Origin of the sequence: Luteimonas wenzhouensis (assembly GCF_007859305.1) — a bacterium.
Taxonomy (GTDB): domain Bacteria; phylum Pseudomonadota; class Gammaproteobacteria; order Xanthomonadales; family Xanthomonadaceae; genus Luteimonas; species Luteimonas wenzhouensis.
The window spans coordinates 80,564-104,745 of sequence record NZ_VOHE01000002.1; the positions used below are offsets into that span (position 1 = coordinate 80,564).

A 24,182-nucleotide genomic window follows, 5' to 3' on the forward strand; every position below is an offset into this window, starting at 1 on the left:
AGGAGCCCGCATGACCCGGCACGCGCATGACCCGGGCCCCTGGTCGCTGCATCCGCAGCTGGCCACGGACAGCCATCCGCTGGCCACGCTGGAACTGAGCGAACTGCGGCTCATGGACGACGCCAACTATCCCTGGCTGGTGCTCGTGCCCCGCGTGGCCGGCGCGCGCGAGCTCATCGACCTGGAACCGGCGCAGCGGCGCCAGCTCACCGACGAGATCGACCTGGCCTGCCGCGCGCTGCGCGACGCGGTCCGTCCGTTCAAGCTCAACGTCGCCGCGCTCGGCAACCTGGTGCCGCAGCTGCACGTGCACGTGATCGCCCGCTTCGAGGACGACCCGGCCTGGCCGGCGCCGGTCTGGGGCCGGGTGACCGCCCGCCCCTACACGCCCGAGGCGCTCGTGGACCGCGTCCGGGCGCTGGACGCGGCACTGCGCGGGCAGGCGTGAGCCGGATCGGGATCGAGCCGCTCGGCGAGGACGCGCTGCTGCTGCGCCTGGGCCGTCGCATCGACCCGGCGGTGAACGCCCGCGTGCACGCGCTGGCGCGGCGCATCGAGCGCGAGGCCCCGCCGTGGCTGCGCGAGGTCGTGCCCGCCTACGCCAGCCTGGCCGTGTTCGTCGACGGGGCGCACGCCGGGAGCGACGACGGAATCGACGCGGTCGCGCAGTGGCTGCGCGCGCTCGCCGACACGGACGCCGACTCGGAAGACGACGCCGTCGGCGTCCTCCCTGCCGTCGAGATCCCCGTCTGCTACGACCGCGCGTTCGCGCCCGACCTCGACGAGGTCGCCGCGCAGGCCGGGCTCGCCCGCGACGAGGTCGTCGCCCTGCACGCCGGTGGCGACTACCGCGTGGCCATGATCGGATTCGCACCCGGCTTCCCCTACCTGCTGGGACTCGACCCGCGCCTGGCGGTACCGCGCCTGGCCCGGCCGCGCACGCGGGTGCCGGCGGGCAGCGTTGCCATCGGCGGCGGCCAGACCGGGATCTATCCGCGCGAAAGCCCCGGCGGCTGGCGCGTCATCGGGCGCACGCCCCTGCGCCTGTTCGACGCCGCGCGCACGCCACCGACGCTGCTGCAGGCCGGACAGCGCGTGCGTTTCGTCGCGATCGACGCGGCGCGCTTCCACGCCCTCGCGGGGGCAGGCGCATGAGCACGCGCGGCATCGAGGTGCTGGCCCCGGGTGTCTGCACCCTGCCCCAGGACACGGGCCGGCCGGGCCTTCGCCACCTCGGCATCGCGATGTCGGGGGCGCTCGATCCCTGGGCGCTGGCCCTGGCCAACCTGCTCGTCGGCAATCCGGGCGATGCGCCGGCGCTCGAGATCACCCTGTCCGGTCCGCGATTGCGCTTCCACGTTCCGGCGCGCATCGCCCTGTGCGGCGCGACCATCGAGGCCAGCGCGGATGGCCAGGCGATCCCGATGGCGCGGCCGGTGGATGTTCCTGCGGGCTGCGAACTCCGGCTCGGCCGCTGCCTGGACGGCGCGCGCAGCTATCTCGCGGTCCTGGGCGGCCTGCGCCTGCCGAGCGTACTCGGCAGCGCGAGCACCGACCTGCGCGCCGGCTTCGAGGGGCTTGCCGGCCGACCGCTGCGCGCCGGCGACCAGCTGCCCCTGGCGGGTCAGGTCGACGCGCCGTGCCTGCACGTGCCGACCTGGTGGATCGACACCGCGTTCGACGATCGCCCCCGGCCCTCGCCCGACCGCGTGGTGCGCGTGATTCCCGGGCCCGACGCCACCACCGGCGAACGTTCGCTGCACGGCCAGGCGTGGAAGATCGCGCCCGACAGCAACCGGCAGGGCCTGCGCCTGCAGGGCCCCGCGCTGGCGCTGGCCGATCCGGGCGAACGCGTCTCCGAGCCGGTCGCGCCCGGCTGCGTGCAGCTGCCGCCCGGCGGCCAGCCGATCGTGCTGCTGGCCGATGCGCAGACCCATGGCGGCTATCCGCGCATCGGCCAGGCCATCCGCGCCGACTGGCCGCTGCTGGCGCAGCTCAGGCCCGGCGATGGCGTGCGCTTCGCTCCCTGCACCGCCGCCGAGGCGCGCGCCGCGCTTGCCCGGCAGCGCCAGCGCCTGCATAGAATCGCGCTGGCCTTGGAGGCAAGACGCGCACGTGCCTGACCGCATCGACTTCAACTGCGACCTGGGCGAGGGCTGCGGCGACGACGCCGCCATCGTGCCCTGGATCTCCTCGGCCAGCATCGCCTGCGGCGGCCATGCCGGGGACGAGGCGAGCATGCGCGAGACCGTCGCGCTGTGCCTGCGCCACGGCGTCGCGATCGGTGCGCATCCCTCGTTCGAGGACCGGGCGCATTTCGGCCGCCGCGAGCTTGCGCTCGCCCCCGGCGAGGTCCACGCGCTGGTGCTGGCCCAGGTGCGACGGCTCGCGGCCGCCTGCGAAGCCGCGGGCGCCCGGCTGCGCCACGTCAAGCCGCATGGTGCGCTGTACAACTTGGCCGCGCGGGAGCTCGACACCGCGCGCGCCATCGCCGACGCGGTGCGCGAGGTCGATCGCGGACTTCGCCTGTACGCGCTCGCGGGCTCCGACCTCGCGTCGGCAGGACGCAGCGCCGGCCTGCAGGTCGCCGAGGAAGCGTTCGCCGAGCGCGGCTATGCCGCCGACGGCCGGCTGGCGCCCCGCGGCCAGCCCGGGGCGGTGATCGAGACGCTCGAGGGCGCGCTGGCCCAGGTGCGCGGCCTGGTGCGCGAGCACGCGGTGCACGCGCTCGACGGCAGCCGCATCGCGCTGCGCGCCGACACGCTCTGCCTGCACGGCGACCGCCACGACGCCGCCGCCTTCGCCCGCGCCCTGCGCGAGGCGCTGGAAGCCGAGGGCATCGTGGTCCGCGCCCCGGGGGACGCGCCGTGAACTACTGGCCGCTGCTCGGCATCCTGGTCGTCGTCGCCGGCTTCGCGCTGCGCCTCAATCCGGCGCTGGTGGTGGTGGTCGCCGGCATCGCCACCGGCCTGCTCGCGGGGCTCGCGCCTGGCGACGTGCTGGCGCTGATCGGCGAAGCCTTCACCCGCCAACGCTACCTGGCGCTGTTCCTGCTCACCCTGCCCGCGATCGGACTGCTGGAGCGGCACGGCCTGAAGGAACGCGCGCAGCAATGGATCGCGCGCCTGCGCGGCGCGACCGCGGGACGCGCGCTCGCCGCCTACCTCGCCGGGCGCCAGCTGCTCTCGGCCCTGGGCCTGGTCGACCTCGGCGGCCACGCCCAGACCGTGCGCCCGCTGATGGCGCCCATGGCCGTCGGCGCGGCCGAGCACCTGCACGGCCCACTGCCCGAGGAGATGCGCGAGCGGATCAAGGCGATGACCGCCGCCAGCGAGAACGTCGGCCGATTCTTCGGCGAGGACGTGTTCATCGCCTTCGGCGCGGTGCTGCTGATGCAGGGCTTCTTCGCCGGACACGGCATCGACCTCGAACCGCTGCACATCGCCCTGTGGGGCATCCCGACCGCGATCTGCGCGTTCCTGATCCACGCCGGCCGCCTGCTGCGCATGGATGCACGCCTGGCCCGCGAGGCCGCTGCGCTGCGCGCCCCGCGCGACGGCGGGGACGGTGCATGATCACGCTCGACCTCGTCTACTGGCTCGCCGGCGCCTACCTGCTCGCGGTCGCGGCGCTCGGCCTGCGCGACCGCCACAATCCGCGGCGGCACACCACCGCGCTGTTCTGGGGCCTGCTGGGCGCGATGTTCCTGGCCGCCGACCGCCTGCCGCCGGCGCTGGTCGGCGCGGTCGTGGTGCTGCTCGCCTGCCTGGCCGGCTTCGGCGGCCTGGCGCGCGGGCGCTACGAGGAAACCTCGACGGCCGACCGCGAGGCGGAGGCGCGACGGCTTGGCAACCGCCTGTTCTGGCCCGCCCTGCTCATCCCCGCGGTCTGCGTGCTGTTCGCGGTGGTGCTCAAGGACCTGCGCATCGGCGAACGCTTCCTGCTCGGGCGCGAGCACACCACCCTGGTCGCGCTCGGCATCGCCTGCGTGGTGGCGGCGATCGCCGCCTGCCGGCTCACGCGCCAGTCGCCGTGGAGCGCGGTCGAGCAGTCGCGCCGCCTGATCGATGCGGTCGGCTGGGCCGCCCTGCTCCCTTTGCTGCTGGCCACGCTGGGCAGCGTGTTCGCCGCGGCGGGCGTGGGCGACGCCGTCGCCGGACTCGTGCGCATGGCGATCCCGGTCGACAACCGCTTCGTGGTGGTCGCCGCCTACGCGATCGGCATGGCCCTGTTCACCATCATCATGGGCAACGCCTTCGCCGCCTTCCCGGTGCTGACCGCGGGCATCGGCCTGCCGCTGCTGGTCCAGCGGCATGGTGCCGACCCCGCCTCGCTGGCGGCGATCGGCATGCTCAGCGGCTACTGCGGGACCCTGCTCACGCCGATGGCCGCCAATTTCAACCTCGTGCCCGCCGCGCTGCTGGAGCTGAAGGATCCCAACGCGGTGATCCGCCAGCAGGTCGCCACCGCGCTGCCGCTGCTGGCTTGCAACATCGCGCTGATGTACTTCATCGTGTTCCGGTGAACGCGAAGCGCCATTCCAAGCGCAAGGTCCTGCTGACGGGTTTCGGCCCGTTCGGCGACGCCCCGCGCAATCCCAGCCTGGAGGCGGTGCGCGCGCTCGACGGCCGGGAGGTCGCCGGCCACGTCCTCGTCGCGCGCGAGCTGCCGGTGGAGTTCGGCGTGGCGCGCGATGCGCTCAGGCGCGCGATGCGCGAAGTGCGACCACGCCTGGTGCTCTGCACCGGGCTTGCGGCCACCCGGACGGCCGTGTCGCTGGAGCGCGTCGCGATCAACGTCGACGACGCGCGCATTCCCGACAACGCCGGCCGCCAGCCCGTCGACGTGCCGGTGGTCCGCGGCGGCCCGGCCGCGTACTTCTCGACCCTGCCGCTGAAGTCCATGCTGCGCGCGCTGCAGGCCGAGGGCATCCCGGCCGAGGTCTCGCAGACCGCGGGCACCTTCGTCTGCAACCACGTCTTCTACGGCCTGATGCACCAGCTCCGCAACCGCGGCGGCATCCGCGGCGGCTTCGTGCACGTGCCGCCGGTGGACGGCGATGGCCCGTTCACGCCGGCCCTGCTTGAACGGGCGCTCGGGCTGTGCATCAAGGTGGCGCTGCGCACGCCGGTGGACGTGCCGCTCGCGGCCGGCGCGGTCGACTGAAGCCGCCGCCGGCTCAGGTGCGCGGCAGCGTGACCCCGGTCTGGCCCTGGTACTTGCCCCCGCGGTCCTTGTACGAGACCTCGCACACGTCGTCCGGATCGGACTGGAAGAACAGCATCTGGGCCACGCCCTCGTTGGCGTAGATGCGCGCCGGCAGCGGCGTGGTGTTGCTGAACTCCAGGGTCACGTGGCCTTCCCACTCCGGCTCGAGCGGGGTCACGTTGACGATGATCCCGCAGCGCGCGTAGGTGCTCTTGCCCAGGCACACCACCAGGGTGTCGCGGGGGATGCGGAAATACTCGACCGTCCGCGCCAGCGCGAACGAGTTCGGCGGGATGATGCACACGTCCGCCTCGATATCGACGAAGCTCTTCGGGTCGAAGTGCTTCGGGTCGACGATCGTCGAGTTGATGTTGGTGAACACCTTGAACTCGCGCGAGCAGCGCACGTCGTAGCCGTAGCTGGAGGTGCCGTAGCTGACGATGCGGCCGCCCTCGGCCTCCTTCACCTGCCCGGGCTCGTACGGTTCGATCATGCCGTGCTGCTCGGCCATGCGCCGGATCCAGCGGTCGCTCTTGATGCTCATGCGGTGTTCCCTGCGGCCCACGCGGCCAGTCGCGGCATTGTAGGGGGCGCCACCGCCGGCCGGAACCGCAGGGCCGCGGTGGCGCCGGGCGCCAGGCTCAGACCAGCGAGGCGGAGATGCCGCGCGGCGCGCGCGGACGCTTTTCAAGTTCCTCGAGCAGCCTGCGCGCGGTGTCGCGGTAGGCCCGGGCCGCCGCGGACTGCGGCGCCGCGGCGACGATCGGCACCCCGGCATCGCCCTGCTCGCGGATCCCGATCTCCAGCGGCAGCGAGCCCAACAGGGGCACCCCGTACTGCGCCGCCATCCGTTCCCCGCCGCCCTGCCCGAACAGGTGCTCGACGTGCCCGCAGTTGGAACACACGTGCTGGGCCATGTTCTCCACCAGTCCCAGCACCGCCACGCCCACCTTCTCGAACATCCGCAGCGCCTTGCGCGCGTCCAGGGTGGCCACGTCCTGGGGCGTGGTCACCACCACGGCGCCCGCGACCGGGATCTTCTGCGCCAGGGTCAGCTGGATGTCGCCGGTGCCGGGCGGCAGGTCCACCACCAGGTAATCCAGGCCGTCCTCGCCGCCCCAGCGGGTGTCGCCCAGCAGCTGGGTCAGGGCCGAGGTCGCCATCGGCCCGCGCCAGATCATCGGCGTGTCCTGGTCCACCAGCAGCCCGATCGACATCGCCTCGATCCCGTGCGCGCGCATCGGCTCGATCGTCTTGCCGTCGGGACTGTCGGGGCGCCCGGACAGCCCGAGCATGGTCGGGATGCTCGGCCCGTACACGTCGGCGTCGAGCACGCCCACCCGCGCACCGTCCGCGGCAAGCGCCAGGGCGAGGTTCACGGCGGTGGTCGACTTGCCGACGCCGCCCTTGCCCGAGCCGACGGCGATGATGTTGCGGATGTCCGGCAGCGGCTTGAGTCCGCCTTGCACCGCGTGCGCGTGGATGGCCATGCGGGGATTGGAACCGGTTGCGGGGGCGCTCCAGTCTAGCGCGCCCGCTTCTCCGCGATCCTGCCCGCGCCTGTGGCGACGCGTCTTCACGCGCCCGGACCGGCGTCGATTGCCGCCTGGAGGGTCGCAAACGCTATGATCTGCACCGGCGCGTCCGCCAGCCAGCGGGGGCGTCGCCGTCGCCCGGCCACGGAGCCGGCGCGTTTCCTACGATCCTGATCCACGTTTCCGGGGGCATGATGAGACTTTCCAGATTCCTGCAGGCGGCAGCCCTGTCGCTTGGCCTGCTGTCGACGGCCGCGCCGGCCGTGGAACCGATCCCGATCGACGCGCTGGCGCGACTGCCGAACATCGACTACGCGTCGATGAGCTCGGACGGCAAGACCCTCGTCGCCATCGTCGCGATGCCCGGTTCCGACAACAAGGACACCGGCGTCGCGACCTGGGACCTGGACAACCTCGATCGCGGCCCGATCATCACCCCGTCCGGCGACCGCATGAAGTTCATCGCCGCCTCGGCGATGAAGGCCGACCGCATGCTGGTGATCGGACGCCAGGAGTGGACCGGGCAGCTCGCCGACTGCGGCGAAGGCCGCAGCACCGGCGCCACCAAGACCTTCGTGACCAAGGTCTACCTGGCCGATACGGGGCACCAGAAGTTCAGCGAAGCCTTTGCCGAGAATACCCGGCGGCTGGGCGTGTCCGAAGACATGCAGCGCTGCCTCGAGATCCAGGGCACCGCCGCACTGGTGAACACGCTGCCGCTGGACCCGGAGAACGTCATCATCCAGCAGCTCAACTCGGCCACCCTGGCGGCGAACTACTACCTGTACAACCTGCGGACCGGCAACACCTCGCTGCTCTACCGCGGCGGCGGCCGTTCCAGTCCGGGCCTGTTCAACCCGCGCGACGGCTCGCTCCTCACCCGCACCGAGATCGAACCGGTGGGAGCGGATTACGAGCAGCGCGTGCTGATCAAGAACCCCGCCAATGGCGAGTTCGAGGTGCACGGGAACCTCACCCGCAAGGTCAGCGAGCGCCACACGGTCAACATCGTCGGCCTCGACGAGGAGACCGGGAAATTCTACGTGCTGACGGACCTGTTCTCCGACCTGGTCCAGGCCTGGATGTACGACCCGGCCGCGCGCAAGTTCGACGACGAGCCGCTGCTGGCCCACCCGGAGTTCTCGATCGCCAGCCTGATCCTCGGTACCCAGCCCAGCAACTTCAACAAGGTGCTCGGCTTCGTGGTCGACGGCCCCGTGCGCGAGGCCACCTACATCGAGCCGACGATGGCGGCGATCCACGCCGCCCTGAAGCAGGCCTATCCCGGCCAGAACGTCGGCATCACCGGCTACAACGACGACCTCTCGCGGGTCCTGTTCACCGCCAGCGGCCCGCAGAACCCGCCGACCTACGGCGTGCTGCTCGACCGCAAGCAGGTGGTCGAGCTGGGCAACCAGCGTCCCTGGATCAAGCCCTCGTCGATCGGCGAGCAGCGTTGGGTGACCTACGAGGCACGCGATGGCCTGAAGATCCCCGCCATCCTCGACCTGCCCGCCGGCTGGAAGCCGGCTGACGGCCCGCTCCCGGCCATCATCCACCCCCACGGCGGCCCGTGGGCGCGCGACTACGGCGGCTGGGACGCGTCGGGCTGGGTGCCGTTCCTGACCTCGCGCGGCTACGCCGTGTTGCGTCCGCAGTACCGCGGTTCCGCCGGCCTGGGCCGCAAGCTGTGGCTCGCCGGCGACGCCGAGTGGGGCCAGAAGATGCAGGACGACAAGGATGACGGCGCCGCCTGGCTGGTCAAGGAAGGCATCGCCGATTCCGACCGCATCGCGATCTTCGGCTACTCGTATGGCGGCTTCGCCGCCGCCGCGGCTGCGGTCCGGCCCGACAGCCCGTACCAGTGCGCGATCTCGGGCGCTCCGGTCACCGACCTGACCAAGATCGGCCGGGCATGGAGCGACAACCGGGTGCAGCGCATCCTCCAGGGCCAGACGGTCAGGGGCATGGACCCGATCCGCAACACGGACAAGGCGAACATCCCGGTCCTCCTGTACGTCGGCGACCGTGACGTGCGCACGCCGTCGCAGCACGCGAGCAGCTTCTACGCTGCCATCAAGGACAAGGTGTCGGCCCGCTTCGAACTCATCCCGGACATGCCCCACAGCATGCCCTGGTACTATCGCCACCAGGAGACCACGCTGGGGCTGATCGAGCAGTTCCTGCGCAAGGACTGCGGCCCGGGCGGACTCTAGATCCCGCGCCTCCTGCGAAGACCGAAGGGCCCCGGGACGACCGGGGCCCTTTCTTGTTTGTGCCGCCGACGGCGATCCGACGACGCCTGACCGGACACGACGGGTGCGGCGGCGTGGACGCGAAGCGGGCACGCTGATCGCCCCGGCACGCCGTCCCGCTGCGCCCAGGCGCGCATGGACCACTGTCCGGGGCGGACCGCAATTGCCTGTCCACGGCCCTTCGGTCTGGCCCTTCGTGTGCTGGTTGTTTGCCTGAATGGTTCGCAAGGTAAGTAAATATTGCGTGAACCTGACGTCAAGCCATATACTCGGTTAACGGGGACGTAACGTTGCGTTCGTCCGTTGATCAACTCCATGGGGCTCCTCCACATGCGTGATACCAACAAGCGCAGTAATTTCAAGAAGTTGCCGCTGTTCGTGGCAGTCGCAGCCTGCCTTTACGGTCCGGCAGCCATCGCCCAGGAAGCGGACGAATCCGAGTCCGCCGAAGCCACCACCCAGACCCGCCCCGCGACCGAACTCGACCGCATCACGGTGACGGGCTCGCTGCTGCGCCGGGTCGAGTTCGACTCGGTGTCGCCGGTCCAGGTGATCACCGCGGACACGAGCGTGGCCGTCGGCCAGGTCGACACCGCGGAGTTCCTGCAGAAGTCGAGCGTCGCGGCCGGCTCCACCCAGATCAGCCACCAGTTCGGCGGCTTCGTCGTCGAAGGTGGCACCGGCGTGCAGACCGTCTCGCTGCGCGGCCTGGGCGAGAACCGCACCCTGGTCCTGCTCAACGGCAAGCGTCCCGGCCCGGCCGGCACGCGCGGCCAGGTCGGCGCGTTCGACCTCAACGTGATCCCGTCGACCGTCGTCCAGCGCGCCGAGATCCTGAAGGACGGCTCCTCCTCGATCTACGGCTCCGACGCCGTGGCCGGCGTGGTCAACCTGATCACCCGCAAGAACATCGACCGCCCGGAAATCTCCGTCAGCACCCGCACCCCGTTCGCGGGCGGCGGCGAGAGCTTCACCGTTTCCGGCGCCACCGGCTGGAACTTCGACAACGGCAACGTGGTGCTGGCGGGCGAATACTTCGTCCACAAGCCGCTCACGATCGGTGACCGCCGGTTCTTCCGCTGCCCGGACGACCTGGCGTGGGACCAGAACGGCAACCGCATCGACCGCCAGGACCGTTCCATCATCGGTGACACCAGGCTGGGCGGCTGCAGCGCAGGCAATCTGTACGCCAACACCATCATCGACGCGGCTTTCGGCACGCGCTACATCCCGTCGCCGGATGGCGTGACCATCGGTCCGTTCCCCGGCTACCGTCCCCGTACCAACGGCACCTATGCCAATGGTGGCCAGGCCTACTACGAGGACGTGCTGAACTTCGACTTCATCAACGACTCGCACGTCATCAACCGCCAGGAGCGCAAGAACATCTACGCGTCCGCGGACTTCTCGTTCGGCAACGTGAACTGGAACACCGAGTTCCTGTACAACCGGCGCGAAACCGACGTCCGCGGCGTTCGCCAGTTCTTCCCGCTGCTGGGCGGCGCCACCGCGGTCATCCCGGGCTACGAGTACGCGAACAGCCCCGACTTCGTGACGCCGACCGACTCGGGCCTGGCCCAGGTCGTCATGCCGTTCACGATGGACCAGAACGTCAACGTCGATTACTACTACCTGAGCACCGGCCTCGACGGCCTGTTTACCTCGACCGACACCTGGGCGTGGCAGGCGAACGCGTCGTACTCACGCTCCAGCGGCGACTACGGCATCCTGACCATCGTGGGTTCGCGCTCCGGCGACGTCAGCTGGGACGACGACGCCCCCACCCTGAACTACTTCGATCCATGCTTCTTGAGCGGCGAGTGCATGGACCAGCTGATCAACGAAATCGCCGAGTGGGACTGGGGCAACACCGTCTACGACCAGTTCGTGTTCAACGCGGTGGTCACCGGCGAGATGTTCAACCTTCCGGCCGGCCCCGTTGGCGCCGCGCTCGGCGTCGAGTATCGCAAGTTCAGCATCGACGACCAGCCCGGCGCACTGGAACTCGCCGACGACCGCTGGGGCCTGACCTCGGCCCAGCCCACCAAGGGCGACGACACGGTCAAGGAGATCTTCGGCGAGATCGAGGTGCCGATCCTGAAGGGCGTGCCCGGCTTTGAGGCGCTGGTCGCGAACGTGTCGGCCCGCGTCTTCGACTACGACTCCGTCGACGACCGCGACAGCGTCTGGAAGGCCGGCCTGAGCTGGCAGATCGTGCCCGCCCTGCGCGTGCGCGCGACCAAGGGCAGCTCGTACCGCGCCCCGGGCCTGTACGAGCTGTACCTGGGCAACCTGTCGAGCTTCACCTCGCAGCTGGGCCTCGACCCCTGCATCGACTGGGGCAACAGCACCAACGACAACATCCGCAGGAACTGCGGCGCGGCCGGCATCCCCGCCGACTTCACCGGCGGTCCGTCCTCGGCGCAGGTGTTCCGCGGTGGCGGCGCCGGCTTCCTGAAGCCGGAAACGTCCGATGCCTTCACCACCGGCATCGTGTGGACCCCGACGTTCGCGCCGCTGAGCATTGCCCTGGACTACTTCGAGATCCAGGTTAACGACCAGATTGCCACTCTCGGTGCGAACGCCATCCTCGGCAGCTGCTACGCAGCAGACGTCTATCCGAACGCGTTCTGTGACATGTTCGAGCGCAATGCGCCCGACGCGGGCGTGGCGCCCAACGCGATCACCGAGGTCTACGCGACCTACGTCAACATCAACAAGCAGAAGGTTCGCGGCTACGACCTGCTGGCGCGCTACGAGAACGACTTCGCGTTCGGCAGCCTGGAGGTCGAAGGCAACTTCACCTACACGCTGGAAGACGTCACCCAGCTGTTCGACGATCCGCGCGCGGGCGGCAGCTCGATCAGCGACTTCGTCGGCCACTTCGGCCGTCCGGAGCTGGTCGGCAACCTGCGTACGTCGCTCAAGCGCGGCGACTGGACGTACACCTGGTTCATGGATTACGTCTCGTCGACGAAGCACCTGACCGACTCTCCGACCTTCACCTACTTCGGGTGGGAGAATGCGGTCCGCGACATCGTGGCCGAGTCCCGCCTGTACCACACCGCCTCGCTGCGCTACGAGCAGCCGAAGTGGTCGCTGCTGGTCGGCGTGCGCAACGTGTTCAACGACGAGCCGCCGACCATCTCGGGTGGCCTGACCAACACCTCGCGCTACGGTAACGTCCCCGCGTTCGCCACCCAGTACGACTGGTACGGACGCACCCTGTTCGCCCGCCTGAACTACAAGTTCTGAGCGCAAGCAACTGCAGGCAACAACGGAAACGGCGCGCAAGCGCCGTTTCTGTTCTCTGCGCGTCCCTGCCGCGGGTCTCCCATGACCTCCGGCCCGTCACGGCGACGGTCCTTGTCGTCGAACATGGTCCCTTGGTCCTAGCCGACATCAACGATGCGAGACGCCAAGACGCTCCTCCTGTCCATCCTGCTGCTCGCGATCGCCGTAGGCCCGCCTGCCATCGCCCGCAACCGGACCGACCCGACGATCGACCCGTTCCTGGTCGCGGCCGGGTTCCTCGACGGCCATCCCGACCTGCTGCACCGCACCCGCGGCCTCGACGCGTACGGCGAGAAGGACCACCCGCGCGCGTTCGCGGAGTTCAAGCGTGCCGCCTGGTACGGCGACAAGCCATCGCAGGCGATCGTCGGCGAAATGCTCTGGATCGGCCTGGGCACGGAACTCGACCGGGCCGCGGCCTACGTGTGGATGGAGCTCGCCGCCGACCGCGGCTACACCAGCTTCGTCCGCAAGCGCGACATGTACTGGTCGCAGCTGCAGGAGCACGAGCGCGACCGCGCCCGCGCCCTGGGGCCGTCGATCCGCGCCGAGTACGGCGACGACGTCACCGGGCCGCGCCTGGCGCAGGTGTTCAAGCGCGAGCTCAGGAAGATGACCGGCAGCCGCCTCGGCTCCCAGACCAGCCAGGTCCAGGTCCACGTCCCCGGCGTGGGCACGATGGACGCATCGCAGTACTACCGGCCCGAATACTGGGACCCGGTGCAGTACCGCCAGTGGCAGGACCGGATCTGGACCAACGTGCGCATCGGCCAAGTGAGCGTGGGCGCCGTGGAGCAGGTACGCGAGGCGACCGACGCGGGACCGGCGGCCGAACCGGCGCCGACCGGGGAACCCGCGGATCGGCCCGGATCCCCGCCCTGACGCGATTCCCGCGGGACGCGCGATCATCCATGTCGCCGCCCTGAACGCGGCGACGCCCGCCCGGCCGGCGCGACCCGCGATGCGTTACAAGTGGTATGCCGGCCCGGCCGGCCACCCGTCTTCTTCGTTCGGTTCCTTTTCGGGAGTACAGATCCAGATGCACAAGATCCTCTGCCGCGTCGCCGCGGGCGCCCTGCTGGCCGTCGCGCTGCCGGCCCTGTCCGCCGATCCGGCCACCGGCCGCTGGAAGACCATCGACGACCAGACCGGCCAGGCCAAGTCGATCGTGGAGATCACCCAGGCCGCCGACGGCACCCTCACCGGCCGGATCGTCGAACTGCTCAACCCGAGCCGGCCGAATCCGACCTGCGACAAGTGCAAGGACGATCGCCGCAACCAGCCGATCACGGGCATGGAGATCATCCGCGGCATGAAGCCCGAAGGCGGCGGCGAGTACGCCGGCGGCACCATCCTCAAGCCCGACGAGGGCAAGGTGTACAAGTCCAAGATGGAGCTGATCGACGGCGGCAGCCGGCTCCAGGTGTCGGGCTGCGTGGCCTTCATCTGCAAGTCGCAGGTGTGGATCCGGCAGTAGCCGCGCGTCCCGTCGTTCCGGGGCCGCGAGGCCCGCGCACGGCCGGCGCCGCGCCGGTCGTGCCGCATGCGGCATGCGATAATCCGGGCTCCCCGCCGATCCCGTCGACATGCACCGCCCCGCCATCGTCACCAGCGCCCTGCCCTACGGCAACGGCCACCTGCACATCGGCCACCTGGTCGGCTACATCCACGCCGACATCTGGGTGCGCGCGCGCCGCCTGGCGGGCGGCACCGTCCACTTCGTCTGCGCCAACGATACCCACGGCACGCCGATCATGCTCGCCGCGGAGAAGGCCGGCGTGGCGCCCGAGGAATTCATCAAGGGTACCCAGGCCAGCCAGGAGCGCGACTTCGCCGACTTCCGCGTCGACTTCGACTGGTACCACTCCACCCACTCGCCCGAGAACCGGGAACTGACCGAGCGCTTCTACCGCGCGCTCGAGGCAGGCGGCCACATCGAACGCCGCTCGATCGAGCAGCTCTACGACCCGGTCAAGGCGATGTTCCTACCCGACCGCTACGTCAAGGGCACCTGCCCCCGTTGCGGCACGCCCGACCAGTACGGCGACAACTGCGAGGCGTGCGGCGCCACCTACTCGCCCACCGAACTCAAGGACCCGCGCTCGGTGGTGTCCGGCGCGACGCCCGAGCTGCGCGCATCGGAGCACTTCTTCTTCAAGGTCGGCGACTTCACGACGGTGCTGCGCGACTGGCTGGAGGGCGAGGTCGCCGTCCCGGGCGTGAAGGCCAAGCTGCGCGAGTGGATCGACGCCGAGGGCGGCCTGCGCGACTGGGACATTTCCCGCGACGCGCCCTACTTCGGGTTCGAGATCCCCGGCCACCCTGGCAAGTACTTCTACGTCTGGCTCGACGCGCCGATCGGCTACTTCTCCAGCCTGCTCGCGCTGGCCCGCAGCGGCCGCAAGGCCGGCTTCGACGAAGCCGCGTTCGAGGAGCTGCTGCGGCCCGGCGCGCACGCCGAACTGCACCACTTCATCGGCAAGGACATCGTCAACTTCCACGGCCTGTTCTGGCCGGCGGTGCTGCACGGCAACGGCCTGCGCCTGCCCGACCGGCTGCACGTCAACGGCTACCTGACGGTGGACGGGGCCAAGATGAGCAAGTCGCGCGGCACCTTCGTGATGGCGCGCACCTACCTCGACAGCGGCCTGGACCCGGAGGCGCTGCGCTACTACTTCGCCACCAAGTCCTCCGGGGGCGTCGACGACCTCGACCTGAACCTGTCGGACTTCGTCGCCCGCGTGAACAGCGACCTGGTCGGCAAGTTCGTCAACATCGCCAGCCGCTGCGCGAAGCTGCTCGAGACCGGATTCGGCAACGTGCTGCCGCCCGGCACGCCCGCCGGCACCAGCGTCGGCTGGGACGCGCAGGCGCGCGCGATGCGCGAAGGCGTGCGCAGCGCGTGCGCGTGCGCGCCCGGCGATTACGACCGCGGCAACTTCGCCGCGGTCGCCCGCAACGCCATGGCCGCCGCCGACAGCGTCAACGAATACATCGCCCAGACCGCGCCGTGGTCGCTGGCGAAGGATCCCGCGCGCCGCGCCGACCTGCACCTGGTGCTGGCCACCGCGCTGCAGGCCTTCGCCGACATCGCCGGCATGCTCAAGCCCATCCTGCCCGGCATCGCCGCGCGTGTGGAGCAGTACCTGGGCGGCGTGGAGCTTGCGCCGGGCCGCTTCGTCGAACTCGACGGCCGCACCCTCGCCGCCTACACCCCCCTGTTCACCCGCATCGACCCCAAGCGCATCGACGCCATGACCGAAGCCTCCCGCGACACCCTGTCCACGAAGCCCGAGGCCGCCGCGGCCGCCAAGCCCGCGGAGGCGCCGCAGTACGTCGGCATCGATGATTTCGCCAGGCTCGACCTGCGCGTGGGCAAGGTGCTCGAGTGCGGCTTCGTCGAAGGATCGGACAAGCTGCTGCGCTTCGTGCTCGACGCCGGGGAGCTCGGCCAGCGCCAGATCTTCTCGGGCATCCGCGCCAGCTACGGCGAGCCGGAGAAGCTCATCGGCCGCCACGTGGTGTTCATCGCCAACCTGGCCCCGCGCAAGATGCGCTTCGGCCTGAGCGAGGGGATGATCCTGTCCGCCGGCTTCGACGGCGGCGCGCTCGCCCTGCTGGACGTGGACGACGGCGCGCAGCCCGGGATGCCGGTGCGCTGAGCCGGCCGATGCCGCTGGCGCCGTTCGACGTCGGCCTGTCGTGAGCGCGCCGCGACCGGACCTGGTCGAACGCCTGGACCGGCTGCTGCCGCAGACCCAGTGCGGCCAGTGCGGCTTCGACGGCTGCCGCCCCTACGCCGAGGCCATGGCCCGCAGCGAAGCGGACATCGACCGCTGCCCGCCCGGGGGCGATGCCGGCGCGCGCGCCCTGGCACACGTGCTCGGCGTGGCACCACGGCCCTACGACCGCGGCCGCGGCGAGCACAAGCCACCTCTGGTCGCGCGCATCGTGGAGGCCGACTGCATCGGCTGCACCCGCTGCATCCAGGCCTGCCCGGTCGACGCCATCGTCGGCGGCAGCAAGCTCATGCACACCGTCCTCGCGCCGCTGTGCACCGGCTGCGAGCTGTGCCTGCCCGCCTGCCCGGTGGACTGCATCGAGATGCTCCCGGCCGAGGGCCAGGACGCGCCGGCGGGCTGAAGCGCATGCCGGCGGCGCGCCGCCGGCATGCGCCGGGCGCGTCCGGCTACCTGCGGCAGGCCGAGCAGATGCGCTCGACCTCGTAGCCCCTCGCGCGCAGCTTCTCTACCACGCCATCCTCGCCCAGCAGGTGCAGCGCGCCCACCACCACGAGGGTATCGTCGGTGCCGGGCCGCTGCAGCTTGCCTTCGAGCCGCTCCACCCAGGCGTCGTTGCGGGCCACGTTGATCCGGTAGTACAGCTTCGGGAACTGTTCGCGCATGGCCACCGCCATGGTCGCCCACAGGGTGTCGGCATCGCCGCGGCGCCAGGCCGCGTGCAGCTTCTCGATTTCCCCGGTGCCACGCTCGGCGCCGGCGAGTGCCTCCTGCAGGAACTGCACCTGCTCGTCGGCGTCCATGCCATCGAGGAACGCGATCTGCTCGGCGCCGCTCTCGAGGCCGCCGGTGGCCTTGCCCGCCTGGACCGCGCGCTGCGCCAGGTGCGCGTCGAGTCCGAGCGAGGGATCCAGCCCGGCCTTGCCCATCTCCACGATCGCGACCATCATCCCGGCGAACCACGGCTCGAACATCTGCATGGCCTGGGGCGTGAGCTGCAGCGCCCGCAGCCGGTCGGCGTTCGCCTCCATCCAGGTCGCCAGCGCCTGGCGGGTTTCCCCGGGAAGCTGGCTGTCGAGCACGGTGCCGTCGGATCGCAAGGCGGCCTGCGCCATCTGCAGGCCGAGCGCCGGCGACCCCAGCTCCTCGGGCGGGATCTCGAACACCACCTTGTCGGCATCGGCCAGGGCCATGTCGACGTCGCGCGCCAGGGGATAGTCGCCGGGCTTGAGCAGGTGGAACGAGCCCAGCAGGTACACCGCATTGTCGCTGTCGGAGACCTTCCACAGCAGCGGGACCGGCGCCTCGCGCGCGGCCTCGGCATGGACCACGCCGGCGAACGCGACCAGGACGGCCGCCAGCATCCAGCGGACCAGGCGCGATGGTGTGCGGATCGGATGCATCGATGCTCCTCGGGGATCGGGACGGTTCGCAACCCGGACGCACGCCGGGCACCGATGTGACGCGAGCGGCCGCTGGATGCGGACGCGACTCATGGCCGGGCGTACCGCTTCTCGCCCGCGGTCACCGCCAGGTCGAGGCGGTTCTCCGCCGGCGGCAACGGACAGGTGGCGAAGTCGCTGAACACGCATGGCGGGTTGTAGGCGCGGTTGAAGTCCACCACCACGCTGCCCTCGGCCGCCGGCGCCGCGGTCGACAGGTAGCGTCCGGCGGCGTAGCTCTCGTGCCCGCTGGTGCGGTCGGCGAAGACCAGGAACAGCCCGCCGTCCTCGCCCTCGAGCGCCTCGAGCCGGTAGGGCACGCCGTCGCGCTCGAACTCCACCACGCCGGGGTTGGGCTGGGCTTCCTGCTGGCCGAGGATGTCCACGATCTGGATCGTGCGCCCCGGCGGATGCGGCACGAACCGCGCCTGGATCCGCCAAGACGGATCGGCTGGCCAGTAATCCAGCTCCCCCATCCGGACCAGCGTCTCCGCCTCGGCATGCTTGACCCGCAGGGCCTTGCGCCCGCCCCGTTCGATCAGGGTCACCAGGCCCCTGCCGTCGTCGAAACCGATCACCGTCGGCGTCGGCGACGATTCCGGGAACAGTTCGAACCGGCCCTGTGCGGGCTCGCCGTCGACGGTCAGCCGCGCGTCCGCCTCCGGGGTGAAGAACACCTGCCCGCGCTGCTGCTGCAGCAGGCCCATGCGCTCGGGGCCCTTCGCCAGCCGGATGCCGGCGGTCGGCCCGCTGCCCACGTAATGCGCCGGCAGTTCGATCCAGTGCAGGCCGACGAGGCTGGCCCAGCCGTCGGGGCGGCGCAGGTCGGCCCGCCGCTCGGCGCGCCAGGCCTCCTGCGCGGCCACGAACGCGGGATCGGCCGCCACCGCGGCAGCGGCAACGTCGCCGCCGCCGGCCTCCCCTCCCGACGGCGCCGCGCCACAGCCGGCCAGGGCCAGTCCAACCAGTACCCACGCACACAGTCGCGCCATTTCCATGTTCAACGCCCCCTCATGAACCAACGGTCGATCTCCGCCAACGGGAAGTGGGCCCAGGTCGGGCGCCCGTGGTTGCACTGCCCCGAACGCTCGGTCTCCTCCATCTGTCGCAGCAGTGCGTTCATCTCCGGAATCGTGAGCCGGCGGTTGGCGCGCACCGCGCCGTGGCAGGCCATGGTCGAGAGCAGCGCGTCGCGCGCACCGCGCACGCGCAGGCTTTCGCCGTGTTCGCGCAGGTCGGCGAGCACGTCGCGCAACAGCGCTTCGGTATCGCCATGAGCGAGCAGCGCCGGCACGCTGCGCAGCAGCAGCGATCCCGGACCGCTGCGGTCGACCTCGAAGCCCAGCTCGGCCAGGGTCGCGGCCTCCTGCTCGGCCACGTCGGCCTCGCGCTCGGACACCGCCACCGTCTGCGGCACCAGCAGCGGCTGCGCGCGCAGCCCCTCGCTGTCATGCGCGGCCTTGAGCCGCTCGTAGCCGATGCGCTCGTGCGCGGCGTGCATGTCGACCACGACCAGGCCATCGGCGGTCTCGGCCAGGATGTAGATGCCGTGCAGCTGGGCGATGGCATAGCCCAGCGGCGGCACGCCGGCGGCCGCGTCGGCGGGCGGCAGCGGCACCGGCCCGGGGCGCGGCGGCGGCGGCGAGACGCCGCCGTACAGCCCGGCATAGGCCGCGCGCGCCTCGTCGACCTGCAGCGGCATGCTCGCCTGCGGCGCCATCGCGTTCCAGGCCGCCGTCGCCCCGGCCGACGGCGCGGGCCTCGCATGGGCGGGCGCGGCGGTGGCCTGCGCGGTCGCCGCCGCAGGCTCGGCCGAGCCCGCGCGGGTATGCGCGAGCGCGTCGTTGACGGTGCGGTAGACGAAGTCGTGCACCAGGCGCTGGTCGCGGAAGCGGACCTCGTGCTTGGCCGGATGCACGTTGACGTCGACCCGGGTCGGGTCGAGTTCCAGGAACAGCACCCACGCCGGCTGGCGCCCGTGGTAGAGGACGTCGGAATAGGCCTGCTTCATCGCGTGGGCCACGCTGCGGTCGCGCACGCAACGGCCATTGACGAACAGGTACTGCTGGTCGGCGCTGGCGCGCGAATACGCCGGCTGCGCGATCCAGCCGTGCAGCCGGAGGCCGGCGGCGGCATGTTCCACGCGCAGCGCGTGGCGGGCGAACTCCTCGCCCAGGGTCACGGCCAGGCGCTCGTCGGCGAACAGGCCCTCGCCGGCGCCGGCCAGCGCGCGATAGCGCCGCGACGGCTTGCCGTTGTGGGACACCCGCAGCTCCACGTCGGGCCGAGCCAGCGCCAGCGATCGCAGCCACTCCTCGACATGGCCGAGTTCGGTGCGCTCGGCGCGCAGGAACTTGCGCCGCGCCGGCACGTTGTAGAACAGGTCGCGCACCTCGACCACGGTGCCCAACGGCAGCTGCTTCGGCACCACCTGGCCGACCCGGCCGCCGTCGACCTCGAGCGCGACGCCGTGCGCATCCCCGGCGCGCCGGGTGCCGATCAGGAAGCGGCTGACCGAGGCGATCGAAGGCAACGCTTCGCCGCGGAAGCCGAGGGTGGAGACCGCCTCGAGGTCGTTGAGGCTGGCGATCTTGCTGGTGGCGTGGCGCGAGACCGCGAGCGGCAGGTCGTCCGCGGCCATGCCGCCGCCGTCGTCGCGCACCCGGACCAGCCGCACCCCGCCTTCCTCCAGGTCGATCTCGATCCTCCGCGCGCCCGCGTCCAGCGCATTTTCCACCAGCTCCTTGACCACCGAGGCGGGACGTTCCACCACCTCGCCGGCGGCGATCTGGTTGACGAGGGTGTCGGGCAACTGCTGGATCGGCATGCCTGCATGATACCGGGCAGGCGGCGCCGGACCCGGACTCCGTGGACGCCGGTCGGCCAGGCCGCGGTGTCCGGCGTGAACGCCACGGACGCTCCTGCGAACGCGGCCGGCGCGGGCATCCTGGCCCACCTGGAACCCGGGCGGCGCGCGGTCGAACGCAAACGCTGGCACGACGGGCCGATGCCGCCGCCAGGAGCCGGTCGCGACGGACGCCGCGCCCGGTCCCGGGAACGTCGGGACGTTGGACTCAGGGACTGCCGCCGGCCGTGGCCACGCGGTTGGCGGCGGCGCGGGCGGCATACAGCGTGCCGGGCGGCGGCTGGCTGGAGAAGTAGGTATCGACCCCGTCCAGGATCGCGCGCGCCACGGTGCGCTGGAACGCCGGGTCGACCAGGCGCTTCTCCTCTTCCGGATTGGACAGGAACGCGGTCTCCACCAGCATCGCCGGCATGTCGGACGTGCGCAGCACCGCGAAGTTGGCGCGCTCGATGTGGGGCTTGTGGTTGTTGCCGATGCGCTTGAGGCCCGCGAGCACGTGGTTGCCCGCGTCCTCGGAGGCCTTCATCTGCCCGCTCTGGGTCAGGTCGAGCAGCACGCTGGTGAGCACGCTGTCGTTGGACGGCGCGCGCACCCCGCCGATCAGGTCGGCCGCGTTCTCCTTCTCGGCCAGCCAGCGGGCGCGCTGCGAGGATGCGCCACGCAGCGAGAGCACGTACACCGACGAGCCCTTGGCGTTGCGGTTTTCGGCCGCGTCGGCGTGGATCGAGATGAACATGTCCGCGCCCGCCTGGCGCGCGATGCGGGCGCGGTTGTTGAGCGGGATGAACACGTCGCGGTCGCGCACCAGGTGCGCGCGCAGGCCGGGCGTGGCGTTGACCTGGCGGGCGAGTTCGCGCGCGATCGCCAGGGTGACGTCCTTCTCGCGAATGCCGGTGGGGCCGATCGCGCCCGGGTCCTGGCCACCGTGGCCGGCGTCGATCGCGATCACCAGCGGCCTGCCACCGCTGACGGCACGCGGCGCCTGCGCAGGCGGCGGCGCCTCGGCGCTGGCGGTCGCGGCCGGCCGGGCGGACTCGGGCGCCGGCGCGGCGGGGGTTGCCACCGCCTCCCCTTCCGGCCGCTGCATGGCCGCACCACCGGGCGCGGACTGTGCAGCCGCTGCCGCGGCCCGGAGCTGGCCGGACTCGCGAAGCTCCGCCAGCAGACGGGCGGTGGCGGCGGCCGAAGCCTCGGCCTGGTCGACGCCTGTCCCGGCGGTGGCGCTGGCGCCCCGGGCCTCGGCGGAGGCGGAGGCCGGGGCGGCCGGCGTGGGCGCGGCGGCCGATGCGGTCGCGGACTGCGCACCCGCCCCGGCGGTCGCCGGCGATGGCGAGCTACTGGCCGCGAGCTGGGCGATCGGATCCGGATGGCCGTCGCCCGGCCATTCGATCACCAGGCGCAGGCCGCCGGGACCGGTCTCGAAGCGGGGCTTGAGGGCCCGTACCGGGGCGGCCAGGTCGAACACGATGCGGGTGGTGCCCGCCACCGGCTGGCCGGTGCGGACCCCCTTCACCACGCCCACCGCCGGCGGCAGCGCGAGCGCGGCCGCGGTACGGCTCCCCGGCAGATCGACAACCAGGCGGGCAGGGTCCTGCAGGTGGATCAGGCGGTACTCGGCTTCGCCGTCCACCTGGACCTCGGCGCGGGTCCCGGTCGGACCGCTGCCGAGCTGGACGGCGAGGATTTCGGCGCCATGCGCGAGGTTCCAGGCCAGGGCCGCCAGCAGGGCCAGGCCGAGCAACAGCTGTTGAAGGTGGGCTCCCCGCGCGCGCATGGGCCGTAGTCAATCACTGATGGACCTCATTTGCAACGCACTTTCCCTTTCAAATCGGCAACCTGCCGACCTTTCCTATGGCTGCGGTTCAGCTGTCGGCCGCAAGTCGGGTCCATCTCCCAGCCGGTCCAGCCACCGGGCGCCATCTCCGGTGCCCGGCGCCAGCCTGGCGCGCCGGCCGGCCCCGTCCAGTTCGAGGTGCACGTGCAGGTCCGCGGCGGGAAGCGCGTCGCCCCCGCGTTCGGGCCATTCCACCAGCCACAGCGCGGCCCCGGACTCGTCCAGGCCGAGGTACTCCAGTTCCCCGGGGGCGCCGATGCGGTACAGGTCCAGGTGCAGCGCCTCGGCATCCTGTCCCAGCGGGTAGCGCTCCACCAGGGTGTAGGTCGGACTGCGGATCGTGCCGTCCACTCCGAGCGCGCGCAGCCAGGCACGGGCCAGGGTGGACTTCCCGGCCCCCAGTTCGCCATGCAGGTAGACCACCGCCCCGTGCGGCGCGGTCCGCGCCAGCCGCTGCCCGAGGGCGGCGGTTGCCGCCTCGTCCGCCAGCGCCAGCACGCTCATGCGCGCGGCCCGTCGTTCGCCAGCGTGCGCAGCCAGGGCAGCAGGTCGGTGGGCAACAGCCCGGCCTCGCCGTCGCGCGCGGCGTGGTCGCCGGCCACCGCGTGCAGCAGCGCCCCGAGGCAGGCGGATTCGAACGCCGGCATGCCGCGGGCGCGCAATGCGGCGATGCAGCCGGTCAGCAGGTCGCCCATCCCGCCCACGGCCATGCCCGGGTTGCCCGCGGCGACCACCCGCGGCGCCTGGCCCGGCGCCGCCACCACGGTGCCTGCGCCCTTGAGCACCACCACGCAGCCGAACCGTTCCACCAGCCGGGCCGCGGCGGCGTAGCGGTCGCCCTGGACCTGCGCCGTGTCCACCGCGAGCAGGCGCGCGGCTTCCCCCGGATGCGGGGTGAGGATGGCGTCGGCGGGCAGTTCGCGCGGATCGCCGGCGAGCAGGTTCAGGGCATCGGCATCGAGGACCAGCGGCCGCTCCGAGGCCAGCGCCTGGGCATACAGCGCGCGGCCCCAGGGCCCCTGGCCCAGCCCGGGTCCGACCGCAACCACGTCCGCCCGCGCCAGCAGCGGCGCCAGCGCCGCTGCGCCGTCGACGCCCCGGGTCATCGCTTCGGGCCGGCGCGCGAGCAGCGCCGGGACATGGGTCGAACGGGTCGCTACGCTGACCAGGCCGGCCCCGCAACGCAACGCCGCCTCGGCGGCCAGCAGCACCGCTCCACCCTGCCCCAGGTCGCCCCCCACGCACAGCACGTGGCCGCTGTCGCCCTTGTGCGCGATGCGGGAGCGGCGCGGGATCCAGCCGCGCAGGTCGCCGGCGGCCAGGCGCCAGGCCGCCACCGGCACCTGCGCCAGCGCGGCATCGGCGCCGAGCGTGGCGAGCGCCAGGGTTCCCGTGCACGCCAGTGCCTGCCCGGTATGGAGGCCAGGATGTGGACCGAGCAGCTGCAGGGTATGGCTGGCGCGCACCACCGCGCCCGGTGCGCTGCCGCGGTCGGCATCGAGCCCGCTGGGCACGTCGAGCGAGAACACCGGCAGGCCCGAAGCGTTGATCGCCTCGATCACCGCCGCCGACGCTTCGTCCGGCGCGCGCGACAGGCCGATGCCGAACAGCGCATCGACCACCACCTGCGCGCCGCCGAAGCCTCTGGCCAGGCCTGCGACCCGCCCCCCGGCCTCGCGGTACGCCTCGAAGGCCCGCCGGGCGAGTTCGCTGCGCGGGGCATGCGCATCGATCCGCAGCACGCGGGCGTCGCGCCCCGACTCATGCGCGTGCCGGCACAGCTCGTAGCCATCGCCGCCGTTGTTGCCGGGGCCGCACACCACCACGATGCGCTGCACGCCCTGCCAGCGCGCCAGCAGTTCGCGCCAGGCGGCCTGGCCGGCCCGCGCCATCAGCTCGAAACCGTCCCCCGTGCGCCCGGCCATCCGGGCTTCCAGCGCGCGCAGCGCTGCCACGTCGTACAGCGGCGTCCCGCGTTGGCCGGAAGGGGTGTCCATTGCGCTGGATT

General features: G+C 71.8%; 21 protein-coding genes. 13 read left to right on the forward strand and 8 right to left on the reverse strand.

Translation table 11 applies throughout. The features are described from left to right. Positions 1–10: 10 nt before the first annotated feature. The 7 genes from FQY79_RS03790 to pcp are packed head-to-tail and all read left to right on the forward strand — an operon-like array spanning position 11 to position 5,166. Positions 11–448, forward strand: coding sequence for an HIT domain-containing protein (locus tag FQY79_RS03790; protein ID WP_146310983.1), 438 nt, complete (start codon positions 11–13; stop codon positions 446–448). Next, positions 445–1,155 carry a 5-oxoprolinase subunit PxpB gene (pxpB, locus tag FQY79_RS03795; protein WP_222434241.1) on the forward strand — a complete coding sequence of 237 codons (711 nt, stop codon included), beginning with the start codon at positions 445–447 and terminating at the stop codon, positions 1,153–1,155. The genes FQY79_RS03790 and pxpB overlap by 4 nt, the downstream gene beginning before the upstream one ends. Then, on the forward strand, positions 1,152–2,123 hold the full coding sequence (locus FQY79_RS03800; RefSeq protein WP_146310985.1) for a 5-oxoprolinase subunit C family protein: 972 nt from the start codon (positions 1,152–1,154) through the stop codon (positions 2,121–2,123). Before pxpB ends, FQY79_RS03800 begins: the two co-directional genes overlap by 4 nt. Continuing rightward, a complete protein-coding gene (locus FQY79_RS03805) occupies positions 2,116–2,871 on the forward strand; it encodes a 5-oxoprolinase subunit PxpA (RefSeq protein WP_246122993.1) in 756 nt (251 codons plus the stop codon). Before FQY79_RS03800 ends, FQY79_RS03805 begins: the two co-directional genes overlap by 8 nt. Then, positions 2,868–3,575, forward strand: coding sequence for a DUF969 domain-containing protein (locus tag FQY79_RS15485; RefSeq protein ID WP_146310989.1), 708 nt, complete (start codon positions 2,868–2,870; stop codon positions 3,573–3,575). The genes FQY79_RS03805 and FQY79_RS15485 overlap by 4 nt, the downstream gene beginning before the upstream one ends. Further along, positions 3,572–4,525 carry a DUF979 domain-containing protein gene (locus FQY79_RS03815; RefSeq protein WP_027072368.1) on the forward strand — a complete coding sequence of 318 codons (954 nt, stop codon included), beginning with the start codon at positions 3,572–3,574 and terminating at the stop codon, positions 4,523–4,525. Before FQY79_RS15485 ends, FQY79_RS03815 begins: the two co-directional genes overlap by 4 nt. Further along, positions 4,522–5,166, forward strand: coding sequence for a pyroglutamyl-peptidase I (pcp, locus tag FQY79_RS03820; protein WP_146310991.1), 645 nt, complete (start codon positions 4,522–4,524; stop codon positions 5,164–5,166). Before FQY79_RS03815 ends, pcp begins: the two co-directional genes overlap by 4 nt. A 13-nt stretch (positions 5,167–5,179) precedes the next feature. On the opposite strand, the gene dcd is transcribed toward pcp, so the two are convergent. Both dcd and apbC read right to left on the reverse strand, forming a co-directional pair. After that, positions 5,180–5,752 carry a dCTP deaminase gene (gene dcd / locus FQY79_RS03825; protein ID WP_027072366.1) on the reverse strand — a complete coding sequence of 191 codons (573 nt, stop codon included), beginning with the start codon at positions 5,750–5,752 and terminating at the stop codon, positions 5,180–5,182. 97 nt (positions 5,753–5,849) lie between these two features. After that, positions 5,850–6,698 (reverse strand): iron-sulfur cluster carrier protein ApbC, encoded by an 849-nt coding sequence (gene apbC, locus FQY79_RS03830; RefSeq protein WP_146310993.1) that lies wholly within the window; start codon positions 6,696–6,698, stop codon positions 5,850–5,852. 239 nt (positions 6,699–6,937) lie between these two features. Here apbC and FQY79_RS03835 point away from each other — a divergent pair, with 239 nt between their 5' ends. The 6 genes from FQY79_RS03835 to rnfB all read left to right on the forward strand — a co-directional run bounded on the left by FQY79_RS03835 (position 6,938) and on the right by rnfB (position 16,435). After that, positions 6,938–8,959: an alpha/beta hydrolase family protein gene (locus tag FQY79_RS03835; RefSeq protein ID WP_146310995.1), complete on the forward strand. Its 2,022-nt coding sequence runs from the start codon at positions 6,938–6,940 to the stop codon at positions 8,957–8,959. Positions 8,960–9,328: 369 nt separating this feature from the next. Continuing rightward, positions 9,329–12,253 carry a TonB-dependent receptor plug domain-containing protein gene (locus tag FQY79_RS03840; RefSeq protein ID WP_146310997.1) on the forward strand — a complete coding sequence of 975 codons (2,925 nt, stop codon included), beginning with the start codon at positions 9,329–9,331 and terminating at the stop codon, positions 12,251–12,253. Positions 12,254–12,406: 153 nt separating this feature from the next. After that, positions 12,407–13,174 carry an SEL1-like repeat protein gene (locus tag FQY79_RS03845; RefSeq protein ID WP_146310999.1) on the forward strand — a complete coding sequence of 256 codons (768 nt, stop codon included), beginning with the start codon at positions 12,407–12,409 and terminating at the stop codon, positions 13,172–13,174. A 157-nt stretch (positions 13,175–13,331) separates the two neighbouring features. Continuing rightward, a complete protein-coding gene (locus FQY79_RS03850; protein ID WP_051322900.1) occupies positions 13,332–13,769 on the forward strand; it encodes a DUF2147 domain-containing protein in 438 nt (145 codons plus the stop codon). Positions 13,770–13,878: 109 nt separating this feature from the next. Beyond that, positions 13,879–15,954 (forward strand): methionine--tRNA ligase, encoded by a 2,076-nt coding sequence (gene metG / locus FQY79_RS03855; protein WP_146311001.1) that lies wholly within the window; start codon positions 13,879–13,881, stop codon positions 15,952–15,954. 40 nt (positions 15,955–15,994) lie between these two features. Next, positions 15,995–16,435 (forward strand): Rnf electron transport complex subunit RnfB, encoded by a 441-nt coding sequence (gene rnfB, locus FQY79_RS03860; RefSeq protein ID WP_146311003.1) that lies wholly within the window; start codon positions 15,995–15,997, stop codon positions 16,433–16,435. Between the two features lie 46 nt (positions 16,436–16,481). Here rnfB and FQY79_RS03865 read toward each other — a convergent pair whose 3' ends face one another. From FQY79_RS03865 to FQY79_RS03890, 6 genes are all read right to left on the reverse strand, one after another. Beyond that, positions 16,482–17,435 (reverse strand): TraB/GumN family protein, encoded by a 954-nt coding sequence (locus FQY79_RS03865; protein WP_146311005.1) that lies wholly within the window; start codon positions 17,433–17,435, stop codon positions 16,482–16,484. An 89-nt stretch (positions 17,436–17,524) separates the two neighbouring features. Then, positions 17,525–18,472 (reverse strand): DUF1684 domain-containing protein, encoded by a 948-nt coding sequence (locus FQY79_RS03870; RefSeq protein WP_186759751.1) that lies wholly within the window; start codon positions 18,470–18,472, stop codon positions 17,525–17,527. 2 nt (positions 18,473–18,474) lie between these two features. Continuing rightward, on the reverse strand, positions 18,475–20,301 hold the full coding sequence (mutL, locus tag FQY79_RS03875; protein ID WP_146311009.1) for a DNA mismatch repair endonuclease MutL: 1,827 nt from the start codon (positions 20,299–20,301) through the stop codon (positions 18,475–18,477). A gap of 247 nt (positions 20,302–20,548) precedes the next feature. Beyond that, entirely contained in the window at positions 20,549–22,114 is a 1,566-nt protein-coding gene (locus FQY79_RS03880) for an N-acetylmuramoyl-L-alanine amidase (RefSeq protein ID WP_146311011.1), read from the reverse strand. 75 nt (positions 22,115–22,189) lie between these two features. Further along, the gene (gene tsaE / locus FQY79_RS03885) at positions 22,190–22,678 is read right to left on the reverse strand and encodes a tRNA (adenosine(37)-N6)-threonylcarbamoyltransferase complex ATPase subunit type 1 TsaE (protein ID WP_146311013.1); all 489 of its coding nucleotides are present in this window, start codon (positions 22,676–22,678) and stop codon (positions 22,190–22,192) included. Beyond that, positions 22,675–24,171 carry an NAD(P)H-hydrate dehydratase gene (locus FQY79_RS03890; protein ID WP_186759753.1) on the reverse strand — a complete coding sequence of 499 codons (1,497 nt, stop codon included), beginning with the start codon at positions 24,169–24,171 and terminating at the stop codon, positions 22,675–22,677. Before FQY79_RS03890 ends, tsaE begins: the two co-directional genes overlap by 4 nt. Positions 24,172–24,182: the final 11 nt, after the last annotated feature.

What these genes read in the sequence shown, in the direction of transcription:
- FQY79_RS03790 (WP_146310983.1), top strand. Translation starts at nt 11, where the DNA reads ATGACCCGGCACGCGCATGACCCGGGCCCCTGGTCGCTGCATCCGCAG.
- FQY79_RS03800 (WP_146310985.1), top strand. Translation starts at nt 1,152, where the DNA reads ATGAGCACGCGCGGCATCGAGGTGCTGGCCCCGGGTGTCTGCACCCTG.
- FQY79_RS03815 (WP_027072368.1), top strand. Translation starts at nt 3,572, where the DNA reads ATGATCACGCTCGACCTCGTCTACTGGCTCGCCGGCGCCTACCTGCTC.
- dcd (WP_027072366.1), bottom strand. Translation starts at nt 5,752, where the DNA reads ATGAGCATCAAGAGCGACCGCTGGATCCGGCGCATGGCCGAGCAGCAC.
- apbC (WP_146310993.1), bottom strand. Translation starts at nt 6,698, where the DNA reads ATGGCCATCCACGCGCACGCGGTGCAAGGCGGACTCAAGCCGCTGCCG.
- FQY79_RS03835 (WP_146310995.1), top strand. Translation starts at nt 6,938, where the DNA reads ATGAGACTTTCCAGATTCCTGCAGGCGGCAGCCCTGTCGCTTGGCCTG.
- FQY79_RS03840 (WP_146310997.1), top strand. Translation starts at nt 9,329, where the DNA reads ATGCGTGATACCAACAAGCGCAGTAATTTCAAGAAGTTGCCGCTGTTC.
- FQY79_RS03845 (WP_146310999.1), top strand. Translation starts at nt 12,407, where the DNA reads ATGCGAGACGCCAAGACGCTCCTCCTGTCCATCCTGCTGCTCGCGATC.
- FQY79_RS03850 (WP_051322900.1), top strand. Translation starts at nt 13,332, where the DNA reads ATGCACAAGATCCTCTGCCGCGTCGCCGCGGGCGCCCTGCTGGCCGTC.
- metG (WP_146311001.1), top strand. Translation starts at nt 13,879, where the DNA reads ATGCACCGCCCCGCCATCGTCACCAGCGCCCTGCCCTACGGCAACGGC.
- FQY79_RS03865 (WP_146311005.1), bottom strand. Translation starts at nt 17,435, where the DNA reads ATGCATCCGATCCGCACACCATCGCGCCTGGTCCGCTGGATGCTGGCG.
- FQY79_RS03870 (WP_186759751.1), bottom strand. Translation starts at nt 18,472, where the DNA reads ATGGAAATGGCGCGACTGTGTGCGTGGGTACTGGTTGGACTGGCCCTG.
- mutL (WP_146311009.1), bottom strand. Translation starts at nt 20,301, where the DNA reads ATGCCGATCCAGCAGTTGCCCGACACCCTCGTCAACCAGATCGCCGCC.
- FQY79_RS03880 (WP_146311011.1), bottom strand. Translation starts at nt 22,114, where the DNA reads ATGCGCGCGCGGGGAGCCCACCTTCAACAGCTGTTGCTCGGCCTGGCC.
- tsaE (WP_146311013.1), bottom strand. Translation starts at nt 22,678, where the DNA reads ATGAGCGTGCTGGCGCTGGCGGACGAGGCGGCAACCGCCGCCCTCGGG.
- FQY79_RS03890 (WP_186759753.1), bottom strand. Translation starts at nt 24,171, where the DNA reads ATGGACACCCCTTCCGGCCAACGCGGGACGCCGCTGTACGACGTGGCA.